Genomic DNA, 12,956 nt, shown 5'->3' on the forward strand with positions numbered 1-12,956 from the left:
CGGCGGCCCACCGGGCGCGGCGGCTCAGCGACGACGGAGACGGCGGCTCTCGAGCAGGTGGGAGAGCTCACCGACCTCGGTGATCACGACGTGCTGGAAGGCCAGGTCGGGGACGTCGTCGTACCCGATACCCGGCATGCGGGAGGCGAACGCGCGTCGGACGGCGGCATCCTGCGCGTCGCGGTCCGACGCCACGGGCGCCACGACGACGACGGTGTCGCGCGCGGGGATGCCGGTTGCGGCGCGGGGGATCGCGTCGTTGGCGGCGTCGAGCAGCTGTCGCATCATCGTCTCGGCGCGCTCGGAACTGTGCGCGGTGCGGATGAGGTCGAGCTCGGGCACGCGGATGACGGTGACCTGGGCCGTCGCGGCATCGGCGAGCAACGCCGCCGCCTCGGAGCGCAGTGATCCGCGATCGTGCTCCCGTGTTCCCGGGATCGGAGCGTCGTCGAGGTGGCGACCGATGCGCACGGCCGCGAGCGAGACCAGCGCGATGGCGACGGCGCTGACGGCGGCCGTGGTCTCGGCCGAGACGAGTCCTCGTCCGAGGAGGGGATCGAGGCCGGCGACCGCCACCACGGCCAACCGGGCGACGTTGTAGACGCCGTACAGGCCGAGGGTCCACGTCATCAACCGCGCTCCGGAAAGGTCCGCGAGCGGGCGGCGCGCCATCTCGAAGGCGCCGAGCAGGGCGAGCACCGCGAGGCCGGCGGTCTTGACCAGCGTCGCATCGTCGAGGGGGACGAGGAACGTGAGTCCGAACATCAGGATGCCCCCGGCGCCGACGCTGATCGCACCGATCGCCGATCGGGAGTTCAATCGACGTGCTCCGGCCCAGAGCAGACCGACGGCCACGACGTTCGTGGCGTTCCCCGCCGCTGCAGCGGTGGTTCCGCCTCCGGCCGCCTCGAACAGGTTCATCGCTCCGCAGAGCAGCGCCGACACGGCCGACAGGTTGCAGTACCGCACGAGGTCTGCCCGGGCTCCGCCGCGATCGTCGCGGGCGCGACCGTGCGTGAGGACGATCGTGGCGAGAGCGAGACCCGCGGCGAGAATCGCGGCGAGGAGGGCGAGGAAGATCACGGAACTCTCGCCTCCTTCGGGGGGCCGGCGCAATCTTGAGCAAATCTTGCGGGGAAGAACGACGTGTGTCCTGGCCGTCTTGCGGCGAACCTACCAGAGTGGGTCTTGGCCGATCCGCCACCGCTCCCACAGGAAGACCACCGTCATGACCGATGCGCGCAGCTTCTCCTCCCCCTCCCGGGAGTTCTCCCACACCGCGGGCGAGCTGACGACGGGGGCTGTCGAGGAGAACCACGGCTTCGCCGACGACTTCTCCGCCGTGCTCGAGAACACCACGGTGCACCGCTCCACCATCGGGTGCGTCATTCCCGCGTACAACGAGGAAGAGTCGATCGCCGACGTCATCGAGGCACTTCTGTCGCAGACGCGTGTGCCGGACGTCATCCACGTGGTGGTGAACAACACCTCGGACGCGACCGTCAAGATCGCCTCGGAGTACAGCGGCCCGCACGAGATCACCACCGAGCTCGGCGAGCAGTTCACCGAGGTGTTCGTGCACGACATCGGCAAGAACCCCGACAAGAAGGTGGGCGCCCTGAATTACGGGTACTCGCTGGTCGAGGGATACGACTACCTTCTGGGTGTGGACGGTGACACGATCGCCGATTCGAAGGCCGTCGAGTATCTCGAGACCGAGGCCGTCTCCGACTCGCGCATCGGCGGCATCTCCGCCATCTTCACGATCGACGACAAGCCCATCAAGGGCCTCGTGGCGCGATTCCTCACCGCGGGTCAGCGCACGCAGTTCGCCGCGTTCAACCTGCAGAACATGCTGCGCGGTCGAAACATGGCGGTGCTCGGCGGGCAGTTCTCGATCTTCTCGACCAACGCGCTGCGCGAGGCGATGAAGCAGAATCACCAGGTCACGCCGTGGGTGAAGGACTCCGAGGTCGAGGACTCGCTCCTCTCGCTGCAGATCAAGAGCGCCGGGTACCTGACGAAGATCAGCCCCTACGCCCGCGCCGACGTGGGCGGCATGACGACGCTGTCGGGCTACGACGCCCAGCAGGTGAAGTGGACCTACGGCGCCATCGAGCTCATGTGGCCCGGCCAGCGCGGCGACACCAAGGGGCAGCCGTTCCACCCGAACCTCCGTCTGCGGTGGTTCGAGAACTTCGGCATGCTGACCAACCTGTTCGTGCGCGTGGCGTTCCTCACGCTGCTCGCCGGCTCGCTGACCCTCAACGCCTTCGTCTTCTCGCCGCTGTGGCTGATCCCGCCCGTCATCGCGATGCTGCTGAACCTGCGCATCGCACGCACCATCAAGTCGGTGGACCGCTCGGACATCCTCTTCGCCATCCTCTTCTTCCCGGCGGAGATCTTCATGTGGATCCGCATCAGCCACTTCGTGCGCTCCTGGACCCGATTCCTGTCGCGCAAGAAGGTCGACAACTGGGCCATGCAGGCCAAGGCCGAGCGCGGTGGCGGACTCGGCCACTGGACGCCGCTGGTCGTGCTGGTGGCTGTCGCCATCGCCCTCGCCGTCATCTGGATCATGGTCGGACCGATGGTGCAGTCCTCGATCCTCTGGATCGGCTGGCCCATCGTCGGTGTGGTCACCGTGCTCCAGACCGTCATGATGTTCACCAAGCTCGTCCGTCGCCACCACGGCTTCAAGGTCTGACGGACCCACGGTCTGATCGCCCGAATGCATCAGAAAGACGGATGCCTCGGCCCTGGGGAGGGTCGAGGCATCCGTGCTGTCCGCGGGGTTCGCGCGAATCAGGTGGGAGCGAGCAGCTCCGACGTGAGGCGGTATCCGACACCGCGTACGGTCTCGATGTACCGCGGGTTCGCGGGATTGTCACCGAGTTTGCGTCGCAGGTTCGTCATGTGGGCCTCGATCGCCCGCTTGTCGGCCTCGCCGACGAAGTAGCTGGTGACGTAGGACTCCCCGCGGAGCACGAGCGTCAGGTCGGCCTTGCTGCGCACCCGGCGCTTGGACTCCATGAGGGTCGCGAGCAGGTCGAACTCGGTGCGCGTGAGTTCGAGCTCGTCGCCGCCCACCCGCACGAGGCGGCTGTCGGGGTCGAGCTGCAGATCGCGGTGGACCACCCACTGGGCGCCGGTGGGGGTGAGGTCGTTCGTGGCCATCGCGCCCGCGGCGGGGCGCGGGACGATCTCGGCACCCGCGGGTGTGGAGCGGGGGTCGGGGCCCTGCGAGGAGGGCACCACGACGGGAGCGCTCGGGGTCGCCACGGGGGGCGGCGTCTCGGTGCGAGGAGTGGGGAAGGACGGCCCGACATTGTCTTGGCGCGGGGCCGACGACACGGCGGGCCCGCCGCCGCGCGGGCGGCGCAGCAGCGCCTCGATCCGCGCGCGCAGTTCGCGAGGGCGGAACGGCTTCACGACGTACTCGTCGGCTCCGGCTCCCAGGCCCAGCACGACGTCGGCCTCTTCTTCGAGGCCGGTGAGCATGATGATGTAGGTATCGCTCTGCTGCCGGATGCGACGGGCGGCCTCGAACCCGTCGATGCCGGGCATGTTGACATCGAGCGTGGTGATGAGGGGCTGGTAGGCGATCACCGCGCGGACGCCGTCGATGCCGTTGCCGACGGAGACGGTGGAGAAACCCGCCGCCTCGAGGACCTCGACCAACAGGTGTCGGATATCGGGATCGTCCTCGACGATCACCGCGGTCTTCAGCATTTCAGTGCTGTCGCTCATGTCACCCACTCTTCCGGCTTCGCACGCTGGCGTGCCCACGTTCTCCCCCGAGCCGCGGTGTCGCAGAGCGACGAGCGCAATCCTGGCACATATTCGGCCCATCCCGGCCCGATTGCGCGGGATGCGACGGGCCTCAGCCCCGCTCGCGCGCCAGTTCGGCGGCCGCAGCGGGCCACCAGGTCCCGGCCACCGGGCCGCCGTTGCATTCGCCGTCGCTCTCGCCCGGCGGCTTGATCCAGAGGTTCGTGTCGACGACGTCGTCGCCGTACGATCCCCCCGCGCTGCCCACCAGTCGGCCCGAGGGGTTGCACCACTCCGCGCCCGCGGGTCCCGCGCCGTTGCGCGACGTGTCGATGACGGCGTGAGTGCCGCCGAGCTGTTCGGACAGCGCGTGGGCGTAGGCGAACTCCGCGGCGGTGTCCTGGTAGTTCGAGACGTTCAGGGCCACGCCGCGGACGTCGGAGAGCACGCCCGTCGAGCGAAGGAGATCGGCCATCTCGGTGACGGGATGCCACGCGGAGTGGCCGCCGTCGATGTAGATCCAGGTGTTCGTTCCGCGGATGTTGTCGACGGCTCCGCGCAGGTAGGACGCCCGGTCGGAGAACGAGCCGCAGGAAGAAGACAGTGCGATGCTGTCGGGTTCGAGCACGACGATCTTCTGGATGTCCGACGCATTGCCCAGCGCATCGCCGATCCGGGCGGTCCACTCGCGATAGGCGTCGGGATCGAGGCCGCCGGCGGAGTGGTTGCCGCAGTCGCGATCGGGCAGACCGTAGACGGCGATCGACAGCGCGGCATCCTGATCCCGCGCCTCGGCGGCCAGGTGCGCGACGCGGTCCCAGACCTCGTCGATCGGGTCGATCTCGGGGGTGAGCCAGTAGGTCGTCGGTTGGGTCGAGAGCCAGCTGGCGGCGTCGTTCTCGTCGGCGCTGCCGGCGGCGGCGCTCGCTGCCTGCGCGGCCTTGGACTCGTCGGGCGCCACGATGCGCGTGTCGACCGCGGGAGGTCGAGCCGACAGAGTCTGGAAGAGGGTGGTGACGAGACTTCCCACGACGGCGATCACCGCGATGAGCGCAGCGATCACGACGACCGCGCCGATCGCCAGGACGGCCCGGGGAACGCGGCGGCGGGGCCGGTTCGGGCGGTGTGTTCTCACCACGATCAGGACTCTAGTCGAGCGTTCGTCGGTCGGGGCCGCGTTAGCTAACCGAGGTGCCGATATAGGCTGTATCGGTGGGAAAATTGGTTTACAACACGCTCGGGCACTCGTTCGACATCGAAGACCGGACCCTGTCGCATCTGCGACTGGTGTTCATGAACAAACTGCGTCGCGCGGAGCCGTTCATGTTCCATTACGCCCACGGCGACGGCAGTGGTACGCGGAGTCTGTGGATCCACCCCTCGATCCCGCTGGTCTTCCACTTCTACGGCAGCCGAGCCCCCCAGCTGAATCGGCGCTGGATCGACGACATGATGAACGAGGCCAGTTCGCCGAACGGTCTCGCGGTCGGCATCGAACCGGAACCCGACGGAGCCGTGGCGGTCGTGTGATCCGGCGTCAGCCGCACTCGGCGTCGACGACCTCGCGGACGCGGTCGAGGAACGACACGATCTGATCGGCGGTGTCGGCCGGAAGGTCGAGGGCGAACTCGCGGATGCGGGCGGTCACCGGGTCGATGGCATCCGGGTCCTGATCCCGGTCGAACGGGACGACGAACTTGCTGCGTCGGTCCGCGGGGTTCGCCACGAAGGTGATGAGCCGGCCCGCGTGAAGGCGGTCGAGCATCCCGGTGACGGATGCCGTCGAGATGCCCAGCGCCTGGGCGATCTCGGTCGGGGTCACGTGATGGCCGTCGTCGGTGCGCTCGAGGATGAGTCGCATCGCCGCGCGCGCGTTCTCGCTCGGGCCGCAGTCGGTCTGCCGGCGGCGGGAGAGCCGGGCCTCCGCCAAGCGGAGTCGTTCGACGGCGCGGGCTGCGCTCGTGGCGGGTTCGTCCGTCGCGATCGTCATACGCCTCCTGTCGGATCCGGGCGAGGTGACCGACAGTCTAGTTAGGTTAACGAGATTCCAGGCGGTCGATACGTCTTGGGCGGCGTCCGATAATTCACCTCTGCGGCCGCATATTGTCGGGTTTTCCTGGCCGATAGTTAGGCGGCCTAGTAAAACATGAGTGCGAAATATCTCCCGAGGGAGACGTTCCTGGGCCTTTCGTACTCCGGGTCGTCCGTACAGCCCTTCTCTTTCCCCGACCCGTCGGGCGGGGTCATTCTCGACCCCGGAGCGCACCGACCTCGACGTCGCTCACAGCGCCCGCCTGACGCGTCCGCTCAGCGTTGGCCGGCGGCGTGTCGGTGAGCGATGACCGACATCCACTGCATCCCCGGACACGGCGGCGCCGAACGGCCGCGCATGCGCTCCCACGCCTCGACGTAGATGCCCTCGAGAAGGGCGTCGGCGGAGGCGGCGACGCCGGTGAGGGAGAGCAGCACCGCGTATACGCGCGGGGCGGTGGCGTCGTAGAACGCGACGAAGGCGTCGCAGTCGCCACTAGCGGCGCGGACGAGCAGAGCGTCCACGTCGGCGTCCTCACTCGCTGTAGATGCTGTCTCGGTCATCGTCATGGTCACCCCCTTCGTCGCGTATCGTCAGTCAACCGCGCAGCGCCTCGAGGACACGGGGCTTGCGCGATCCGGCCGGGTGGCGTAGTCGCCGCGATCCGTCGCGCAGAACGCGCGCGTCGTCGTCAAGCCCACCGGATCCACGTCTCGCGGCTCGTACCGTGGTCGCATGAGATCTGTCGTACGGTGGGCGCTCGCCCTGGCAATGCTGTTCGCCGGTGTGTCGCATCTGACCTTCGCGCGCCGCGATTTCCAGGCGCAGGTGCCGGATGCCCTGGTCGAACGGGGGCCCCTCGATCGCGACGCCGTGGTCGTGGCATCCGGGGTCGTCGAAGCGGGTTTCGGCCTGGCCCTGCTGGTGCTGCCCAAAGAACGTCGCCGGGTGGGGGCCGCCCTCGCGGCCTTCTTCGTCGCGATCTTCCCGGGCAACATCGATCAGTGGCGCAAGCACCGTTCGGCGTTCGGTCTGGACACCGACCGCAAGCGCCTCGTTCGCCTGTTCTTCCAGCCGGCTCTCGTCACGGCGGCCTGGTGGTCGACGCGATGACCGCGCGATGAGCGACGTCACCAGCCTGGAACTGCTCTTCGACGACGACACCGACGCGGCCGTCCGACGCGAGTGGGACCTTCTCGTCGCGGCTGACCTCCCCAGCCAAGCTCGGCACACGGGCGAGAGCAACCGCCCGCATCTGACGATGCTGGTGCGCGGGACCCTCGATGAGATGGATGCCACGGGACTGGCTTCGTCACTCCCGCTGCCGCTCACGCTCGGGGCGCCGCTGCTGTTCGGCGTCGGTCGCACCCGCGTCATCGCCCGCTCGGTCGTTCCCACATCGGCCCTGCTCGACCTGCACGCGCGCGTGCACGAGCGCGCGGGTGCCGGCGACGACGCCGACCACACGCGTCCGGGTTCGTGGACGCCGCACGTCACCCTGGCGCGACGCGTGCCGGTGGACCGGATCGGCGAGGCGCTCTCGGCGTTGGCACGAGGAGGCGGGGCGGACCTCGCGGGGCGGGCGACGTCGATCCGTCGCTGGGATGCCGCCACGAGAACGGTCTCGGACATCGCGTGACGTGGCACCCTGGAGGAGTGCTGACCGATGACGCCTTCGCCTTCTTGCGCGAGTACCACCTGGCCACCCTCTCGACCGTCGGCCGTTCGGGTCGGGTGCACTCCGTTCCCGTGGGCTTCACGTACGAAGACGGCATCGTGCGCGTCATCGGCTCGCGCGGCACCCAGAAGTTCGTGAACGCCGCGCGCAGCGGCCGCGCCTCGGTGTGCTCGGTCGCCGGGGCGCAGTGGATCAGCTTCGAAGGGTCGGCGCAGGTCACCGATGATCCGGAGGCCGTGGCCCGCGCAGTGGAGCTGTACGCCGCGCGGTACCGGCAGCCCCGTGAGAACCCGGAGCGCGTCGTGCTCGAGATGACGGTCGAGCGCACGCTGGGTTCGGCGGCGTTCCGGGCCTGACGGGCGTACCCTGGAGGTATGTCCTTCGTCACTCCTTCGGTGCCCTCCGGGCGTGAGGGGGTCGTCGGCGCGCGGAGCGCCGGCGGCACAGGCGTCGTGCGCGCCGCTTCCCCCGCCGTCTGACCGACGGGGCCCGCTCGCCGGTGTGCGAGCGACCACCTCGATCCCGTGTCGTCCTCTCGACCGGTCGATCACCTTCGCGCGTGCGCTCCTTCTCGCACGCACGTCTTCGTTCCGCCCGCGCGGGCGGACCCTCTCTTCGGGATACCTCCATGCACGCTCTCTCCGCCTCCACCCTCCGTTCCGCCTTCGTCAACGTCTCCACCCGTGAGCGCAGCGCCCTCACGGTGCCCACCGACATCGAGGCTTCGCCGTGGGACCGCCTCGACTACGTCGGATGGCGCGACGCCGAGTCGCCCCTGCTCGGGTTCGTCGTCGCCGAGATCGACGGCACGCCGGTCGGTCTGCAGTTGCGCCAGACCGAACAGCGCACCCGCACTCGCGCACAGTGCTCGTGGTGCACCGACGTGACGCTGCCGAACGACGTCGTGCTGTTCTCCGCGCGACGGACGGGCAAAGCGGGCCGGGCGGGGAACACCGTCGGTACCCTGCTCTGCGCGGGATTCGAGTGCTCGCGCAACGTGCGTCGGCTCGATCCGCCCGCGTACCTCGGTCATGACGCTGCGGCGGCGCGCGATCGTCGCGTGGCGTCTCTGCGATCGCACGTCGACGCGTTCTTCCGCGATCTGCGCGACGGGGTCTGACCCCGCGGCGCGGGAGCGGACTCGTCGGGGCGAGGCCCTCGGCGGTCCGCTCTGCTGCGATACTCGACGCGGGGATCCCGGCATCCGCTGACCCTCCGATCGCGGGGAAGTCGCAACGCCCGACCGACGACGGGTCGGAGGACGCATCCCGTGCGGGACGCGGCCCCGGATCATGGTCGGCGAGGGGGACGCGCCCCGGCACGCCCGCCGAGCGTGCGGGCAGACCCCGACCGGCGGGTCCCGCGCAGGTGGGGCGCCCGTCGTCCGGTCGTCCCCGTTCTTTCGCGGACCTCCGCACCGGGGTGCTCGAGGGGCGCACGTTCGCGTCGTTGCAGGACTTCGCCGTCGCCGCGGTCCTCGAGGGCGGATACTCGGTGTCGACCATCGCGCGTCTGTTCCGCATCCAGCAGTGGCGTCTGCAAAAGTGGGTCGATGAGGCCGCCGCCGCGCCTCGGGTGAGGCGGGGATGACACGGATGACGGACGTGACGGTGGACGATCGACTCGACGGTGTTCTGCGTGGCCTCGCCGACCGGGTGCGGGCCCTGCGAAGGGTGCGGGACTTCTCGGTCGCCGGGTTGGCTTTCGAGGCCGGCATTTCGGAGTCACGCGTCCGCGCGATCGAGTCGGGACGCGCGACGGCGTCGCTGGCGACGCTCGTCGCCCTCGCCGAGACCTTCGAGATCGAGATCGCCGAGCTCTTCGGCGGCGTCACGCGCACGGCGTCGGGCGACGAGGCGACGCGCAGCGAATACGTGGTGCCGAGCGAGGTCGTGTGGGGAGGCGACCTTCCCCCGGCGCCCTGGATGAGCGCGCCCGAAGCGAAGGTCAGCCCGTACGTGGTGCCGAGCGAGGTGGTGTGGGGTGGGGAGCTCCCCGCCGCGCCCTGGAGTTCTGCGGTGGCCGCGCCGACCATGCCCGAGCCGCCCCTCGCGCCCGTCCGGCCCGAGTCGGCGGTTTATCCTCCGACAGAGCAGACGTGGGGCGGGCCGCTGCCGCCCGCGCCGTGGGTGCGCCACGAGGCGCCGGTACGCCCGCCGGAAGCCGCGTGGTCTGCGATGCACGCACCCGCGCCCATCGAGACGGCGTCCCGCCCGGCCCCGCCGGCGACCGGCGTCGTCGCCTCGCGACCTCAGCCCGTCGCCGGCTCGGTCATGACCGGCGTCGAGCGTGCCCCGGCACCGCGTCGGCAGCCCCGCACCTTCACCGAACTGCGCGAAGGAGTGCTGGCGGACCGCGAGTTCCGCTCGCTGCGCGAGTTCGCCGTCGCCGCGGTCGTCGAGGCCCGGCATCCGGTCTCGGTCGTCGCCCGTGTCTTCCGCCTGCCCTCGTGGCGCCTCGAGAGGTGGATCGCCGAGACCGGCGCCTCTCCGCGCTGAGCCCGGGAGTCCGGGGCGTCGTCGCCGATGCGCCCCGGACCACGGCTCACAGGGCGCGGAGCTTGTCGAGCAGGGGAGCGGCGATCTCGTCGACGAAGCGCTGCTGCTGCTCGTCGCCGACCTGCACGATGGCGATGTCGGTGAAACCGGCGTCGATGAACGGCCGCACGCTCTCAGCCAGCTCATCGAGGTCGGGGCCGCAGGCGATCGACTCGGCGACGTCTTCGGGTCGCACGAACTGCGATGCGCCGGCGAAGCCCGCGGGGGTCGGGAGGTCGGCGTTGACGGCCCAGCCTCCGGCGAACCAGCGGAACTGGTCGTGGGCGCGTGCGATGGCGGCATCCTTGTCGGGGTCCCAGCTGATCGGGATCTGACCGATCTTGCGCGACGCGCCCTCGTGGTGCTCGTCCCAGCCCTGGACGATCTCGGCATCGGGCTCGGTGGTGATGAGGTGGTCGCCCAGGGGAGCGAAACGCGCGATCGAGTGCTCGCCCGACACCGCCACACCGATCGGCACGCCGCCGTCGGGCGCATCCCACACGCGCGCGGAGTCGACGCGGAAGTATTCGCCGTCGTAGGTGACGAGGTCGCCCGTGTGCAGGGCGCGGATGATCTCGATGGCCTCGACCAGCATGTCCTGGCGGGCGTGGACCGCCGGCCAACCCTCACCGACGACGTGCTCGTTGAGGTTCTCGCCCGAGCCGAGGCCGAGAGTGAACCGCCCCTCCGACAGCAGCTGAAGGGTTGCCGCCTTCTGTGCGACGACGGCGGGGTGGTAGCGAACCGTCGGGCACGTCACGTACGTCATGAGCTCGACGTCGGTCGTCGCCTGCGCGACGGCACCGAGCACGGTCCACGCGTAGGGCGCGTGACCCTGGCTGGTGAGCCAGGGCGAGTAGTGGTCGCTCGAGACGAGGAAGTCGTAGCCGGCGCGCTCGGCGCCGACGGCGTAGTCGACGAGCGCCCGGGGGCCGCTCTGCTCGGTCATGAGGGTGTAGCCGAATCGCGTCATGACCGCCACGGTAGGACCGCCGAGGGACGCGTCCGCCGGGGTTGCGCACGACGCCCGGATACGGCAGCGGGCCCACGGCGATCGCCGCGGGCCCGTCATCGTGCGGGGTCAGTCCTCGGGTGCGTGGATGACCTTCTCGCCGTCGAACGTCTCGCGTTCCTTCTTCTGGTCGTCGTTGCGGGTCTTGCGCAGGCTGAGGAACGTCGCCACGGCCACGGTCGCCGCGATGAACAGCAGCGAGAACCAGATCGGGATCTCGGGCACCCACAGCAGCGGCTCGCCGCCGTTGATGAAGGGCAGCTCGTTGACGTGCAGGGCGTGGAAGACGAGCTTCACACCGATGAACGCCAGGATGACGGCCAGTCCCTGCGCGAGGTACACGAGGCGCTCGAGCAGTCCGCCGATGAGGAAGTAGAGCTGACGCAGGCCCATCAACGCGAAGGCGTTGGCGGTGAAGACGATGTACGCCTCGTTGGTCAGACCGTAGATTGCGGGAATCGAGTCGACCGCGAAGACGAGGTCGATGAAGCCGATCGCGATGATGACGAGCAGCATCGGGGTGACGAAGCGCTTGCCGTCCTTCTTCACCGTCAGCTTGTCGTCGTTGTACTCCTCGCTCACGGGGAGGACGCGGCGGACGAACTGCATGAACTTGCCGTTCGCGGGGTCGCTGTCGCCGTGCGAGAACGCCTGGCGGTAGGCGAGGAAGAGCAGCAGGGCGCCGAAGATGTAGAAGATCCACGAGAAGTTCTCGATCAGCGCGGCACCGACGGCGATGAATGCGCCACGCATGATCAGCGCGATCACGATGCCGATCATCAGCACCTTCTGCTGATAGATCTTCGGCACGGCGAACCCGGTCATGATGATCAGGAACACGAAGAGGTTGTCGATCGACAACGCCTTCTCGGTCAGGTAGCCGGCGAAGTACTCGCCGCCGTAGGTCCACCCCGAGACGGCGCCGATACCGACGCCGAAGAGCAGGGCCAAGCCGATGTAGAACGCCGACCATCGAGCGGACTCGGCGATCGTGGGCTCGTGGGGCTTTCGCACGTGCGCGAAGAACTCGAAGACGAAGAACGCGATCGTGATCGCGATGGTGATGATCCAGACCAGGGGTGTGACGCCCAAGACGGCCTCCAGGGAGAATAGGTGTACGCCAGAACACCAAGGTCTCTTCCACCCGGCGAAGCGGGCCGACGTCCCGGGTCCACGATGGCGTGGCCGTATTGACGAGATCGTCGCGTGGGAGTACTCCCCTTGCTGCGCACGATTCTACGGGATGAAGATGTGCGTGGGTGGGCTGGACGCCGTTTCGAGCGATGTGCTATTCGATCCTGAGTCCTGCGGCCGCCGCCGGGTCAGGTGCGAGCACCCACGATCGCGTCGACGAGAGCGAGCATGTCGTCGCGATGGAAGGCCTCGCGACTCAGGGCGCGCAGGATCACTGCTCCGACCAGGGCGTCGGCGGCGGCGTCGAGACGGGGCCCGGTGGCTCCTCCCAGCGCTTCGGACAATCGCGCCATGAGAGGCGCCGCGAGGATCTCGGTGCGCAGTCGTCGGCCGGTCTCGGCACTTCCGGCGGCCGCGGCGACGAGCGAGTGCAGCATGCCCTCGCCCTCGGGGCTGGCGCGCAGGGTGAAGAGTTCGTCGAGCCAGTCGGCCAGGTCGATGCGCGCGTCTCCGGTGTCGGGGAGGTCGCGCCGGCCGCCGAGCAGGCGGCCCTCGAGGATCGCCTCGGCGATGACGTCTCCCTTGCTCGGCCACCAGCGATAGATGGTCTGCTTGCCGACGCCGGCGCGCCGGGCGATGCCCTCCATCGTGAGGTGGTCGTAGCCGCGCTCCACGAAGAGGGCGACGGCCGCATCGATGATCGCGAGGCGCGCCGCCTCGCTGCGAACGGGTCCACTGCGCGGAAGAGCCATGACACACATTCTGGACGACCTCGAGCCGAATCGAGACGAG

General features: G+C 69.2%; 16 protein-coding genes. 8 read left to right on the forward strand and 8 right to left on the reverse strand.

Translation table 11 applies throughout. The features are described from left to right. Positions 1 to 24: 24 nt before the first annotated feature. A complete protein-coding gene (locus tag ASG45_RS05245; RefSeq protein WP_055833765.1) occupies positions 25 to 1,083 on the reverse strand; it encodes a hypothetical protein in 1,059 nt (352 codons plus the stop codon). 145 nt (positions 1,084 to 1,228) lie between these two features. On the opposite strand from ASG45_RS05245, the gene ASG45_RS05250 reads away from it, so the two are divergent. Further along, entirely contained in the window at positions 1,229 to 2,707 is a 1,479-nt protein-coding gene (locus tag ASG45_RS05250) for a glycosyltransferase family 2 protein (protein WP_055833768.1), read from the forward strand. A gap of 98 nt (positions 2,708 to 2,805) precedes the next feature. On the opposite strand, the gene ASG45_RS05255 is transcribed toward ASG45_RS05250, so the two are convergent. After that, a complete protein-coding gene (locus ASG45_RS05255) occupies positions 2,806 to 3,750 on the reverse strand; it encodes a response regulator transcription factor (RefSeq protein WP_200943394.1) in 945 nt (314 codons plus the stop codon). A gap of 133 nt (positions 3,751 to 3,883) precedes the next feature. Continuing rightward, positions 3,884 to 4,909 (reverse strand): glycoside hydrolase family 6 protein, encoded by a 1,026-nt coding sequence (locus ASG45_RS05260; protein WP_235560518.1) that lies wholly within the window; start codon positions 4,907 to 4,909, stop codon positions 3,884 to 3,886. Positions 4,910 to 4,983: 74 nt separating this feature from the next. On the opposite strand from ASG45_RS05260, the gene ASG45_RS05265 reads away from it, so the two are divergent. Next, a complete protein-coding gene (locus tag ASG45_RS05265) occupies positions 4,984 to 5,301 on the forward strand; it encodes a DUF7882 family protein (protein WP_055833774.1) in 318 nt (105 codons plus the stop codon). Positions 5,302 to 5,308: 7 nt separating this feature from the next. Here ASG45_RS05265 and ASG45_RS05270 read toward each other — a convergent pair whose 3' ends face one another. Beyond that, positions 5,309 to 5,761, reverse strand: coding sequence for a MarR family winged helix-turn-helix transcriptional regulator (locus ASG45_RS05270; protein WP_055833777.1), 453 nt, complete (start codon positions 5,759 to 5,761; stop codon positions 5,309 to 5,311). A 317-nt stretch (positions 5,762 to 6,078) separates the two neighbouring features. After that, entirely contained in the window at positions 6,079 to 6,372 is a 294-nt protein-coding gene (locus tag ASG45_RS05275) for a hypothetical protein (RefSeq protein WP_156458709.1), read from the reverse strand. A 166-nt stretch (positions 6,373 to 6,538) separates the two neighbouring features. On the opposite strand from ASG45_RS05275, the gene ASG45_RS05280 reads away from it, so the two are divergent. The 6 genes from ASG45_RS05280 (at position 6,539) to ASG45_RS15830 (ending at position 9,979) form a co-directional block, all read left to right on the forward strand. Beyond that, a complete protein-coding gene (locus ASG45_RS05280; RefSeq protein WP_055833782.1) occupies positions 6,539 to 6,916 on the forward strand; it encodes a DoxX family protein in 378 nt (125 codons plus the stop codon). Positions 6,917 to 6,923: 7 nt separating this feature from the next. Beyond that, the gene (locus ASG45_RS05285) at positions 6,924 to 7,442 is read left to right on the forward strand and encodes a 2'-5' RNA ligase family protein (RefSeq protein ID WP_055833785.1); all 519 of its coding nucleotides are present in this window, start codon (positions 6,924 to 6,926) and stop codon (positions 7,440 to 7,442) included. A 17-nt stretch (positions 7,443 to 7,459) separates the two neighbouring features. Continuing rightward, a complete protein-coding gene (locus tag ASG45_RS05290) occupies positions 7,460 to 7,837 on the forward strand; it encodes a PPOX class F420-dependent oxidoreductase (RefSeq protein ID WP_082509263.1) in 378 nt (125 codons plus the stop codon). Between the two features lie 272 nt (positions 7,838 to 8,109). After that, positions 8,110 to 8,601, forward strand: a complete 492-nt coding sequence (locus ASG45_RS05295; protein ID WP_055833792.1) for an FBP domain-containing protein — start codon at positions 8,110 to 8,112, stop codon at positions 8,599 to 8,601. Positions 8,602 to 8,903: 302 nt separating this feature from the next. Beyond that, on the forward strand, positions 8,904 to 9,071 hold the full coding sequence (locus tag ASG45_RS15825; RefSeq protein ID WP_235561572.1) for a hypothetical protein: 168 nt from the start codon (positions 8,904 to 8,906) through the stop codon (positions 9,069 to 9,071). 5 nt (positions 9,072 to 9,076) lie between these two features. Further along, positions 9,077 to 9,979, forward strand: a complete 903-nt coding sequence (locus ASG45_RS15830; protein WP_162242838.1) for a helix-turn-helix domain-containing protein — start codon at positions 9,077 to 9,079, stop codon at positions 9,977 to 9,979. A 46-nt stretch (positions 9,980 to 10,025) separates the two neighbouring features. Here ASG45_RS15830 and ASG45_RS05305 read toward each other — a convergent pair whose 3' ends face one another. From ASG45_RS05305 to ASG45_RS05315, 3 genes are all read right to left on the reverse strand, one after another. After that, positions 10,026 to 10,991, reverse strand: a complete 966-nt coding sequence (locus tag ASG45_RS05305) for an LLM class F420-dependent oxidoreductase (protein ID WP_055833795.1) — start codon at positions 10,989 to 10,991, stop codon at positions 10,026 to 10,028. A 108-nt stretch (positions 10,992 to 11,099) separates the two neighbouring features. Further along, positions 11,100 to 12,122 carry a TerC family protein gene (locus ASG45_RS05310; RefSeq protein WP_055833798.1) on the reverse strand — a complete coding sequence of 341 codons (1,023 nt, stop codon included), beginning with the start codon at positions 12,120 to 12,122 and terminating at the stop codon, positions 11,100 to 11,102. 230 nt (positions 12,123 to 12,352) lie between these two features. After that, positions 12,353 to 12,916, reverse strand: coding sequence for a TetR/AcrR family transcriptional regulator (locus tag ASG45_RS05315; protein WP_055833802.1), 564 nt, complete (start codon positions 12,914 to 12,916; stop codon positions 12,353 to 12,355). Positions 12,917 to 12,956 lie beyond the last annotated feature (40 nt).

The sequence above is a fragment of the Microbacterium sp. Leaf436 genome (assembly GCF_001424715.1).
Classification (GTDB): Bacteria; Actinomycetota; Actinomycetes; order Actinomycetales; family Microbacteriaceae; genus Microbacterium.

Excerpts from the sequence above, each read along its gene's own strand:
- ASG45_RS05250 (WP_055833768.1), top strand. The coding sequence starts at position 1,229 with ATGACCGATGCGCGCAGCTTCTCCTCCCCCTCCCGGGAGTTCTCCCAC.
- ASG45_RS05255 (WP_200943394.1), bottom strand. The coding sequence starts at position 3,750 with ATGAGCGACAGCACTGAAATGCTGAAGACCGCGGTGATCGTCGAGGAC.
- ASG45_RS05270 (WP_055833777.1), bottom strand. The coding sequence starts at position 5,761 with ATGACGATCGCGACGGACGAACCCGCCACGAGCGCAGCCCGCGCCGTC.
- ASG45_RS05275 (WP_156458709.1), bottom strand. The coding sequence starts at position 6,372 with ATGACGATGACCGAGACAGCATCTACAGCGAGTGAGGACGCCGACGTG.
- ASG45_RS05280 (WP_055833782.1), top strand. The coding sequence starts at position 6,539 with ATGAGATCTGTCGTACGGTGGGCGCTCGCCCTGGCAATGCTGTTCGCC.
- ASG45_RS05285 (WP_055833785.1), top strand. The coding sequence starts at position 6,924 with ATGAGCGACGTCACCAGCCTGGAACTGCTCTTCGACGACGACACCGAC.
- ASG45_RS05295 (WP_055833792.1), top strand. The coding sequence starts at position 8,110 with ATGCACGCTCTCTCCGCCTCCACCCTCCGTTCCGCCTTCGTCAACGTC.
- ASG45_RS15830 (WP_162242838.1), top strand. The coding sequence starts at position 9,077 with ATGACGGACGTGACGGTGGACGATCGACTCGACGGTGTTCTGCGTGGC.
- ASG45_RS05305 (WP_055833795.1), bottom strand. The coding sequence starts at position 10,991 with ATGACGCGATTCGGCTACACCCTCATGACCGAGCAGAGCGGCCCCCGG.
- ASG45_RS05315 (WP_055833802.1), bottom strand. The coding sequence starts at position 12,916 with ATGGCTCTTCCGCGCAGTGGACCCGTTCGCAGCGAGGCGGCGCGCCTC.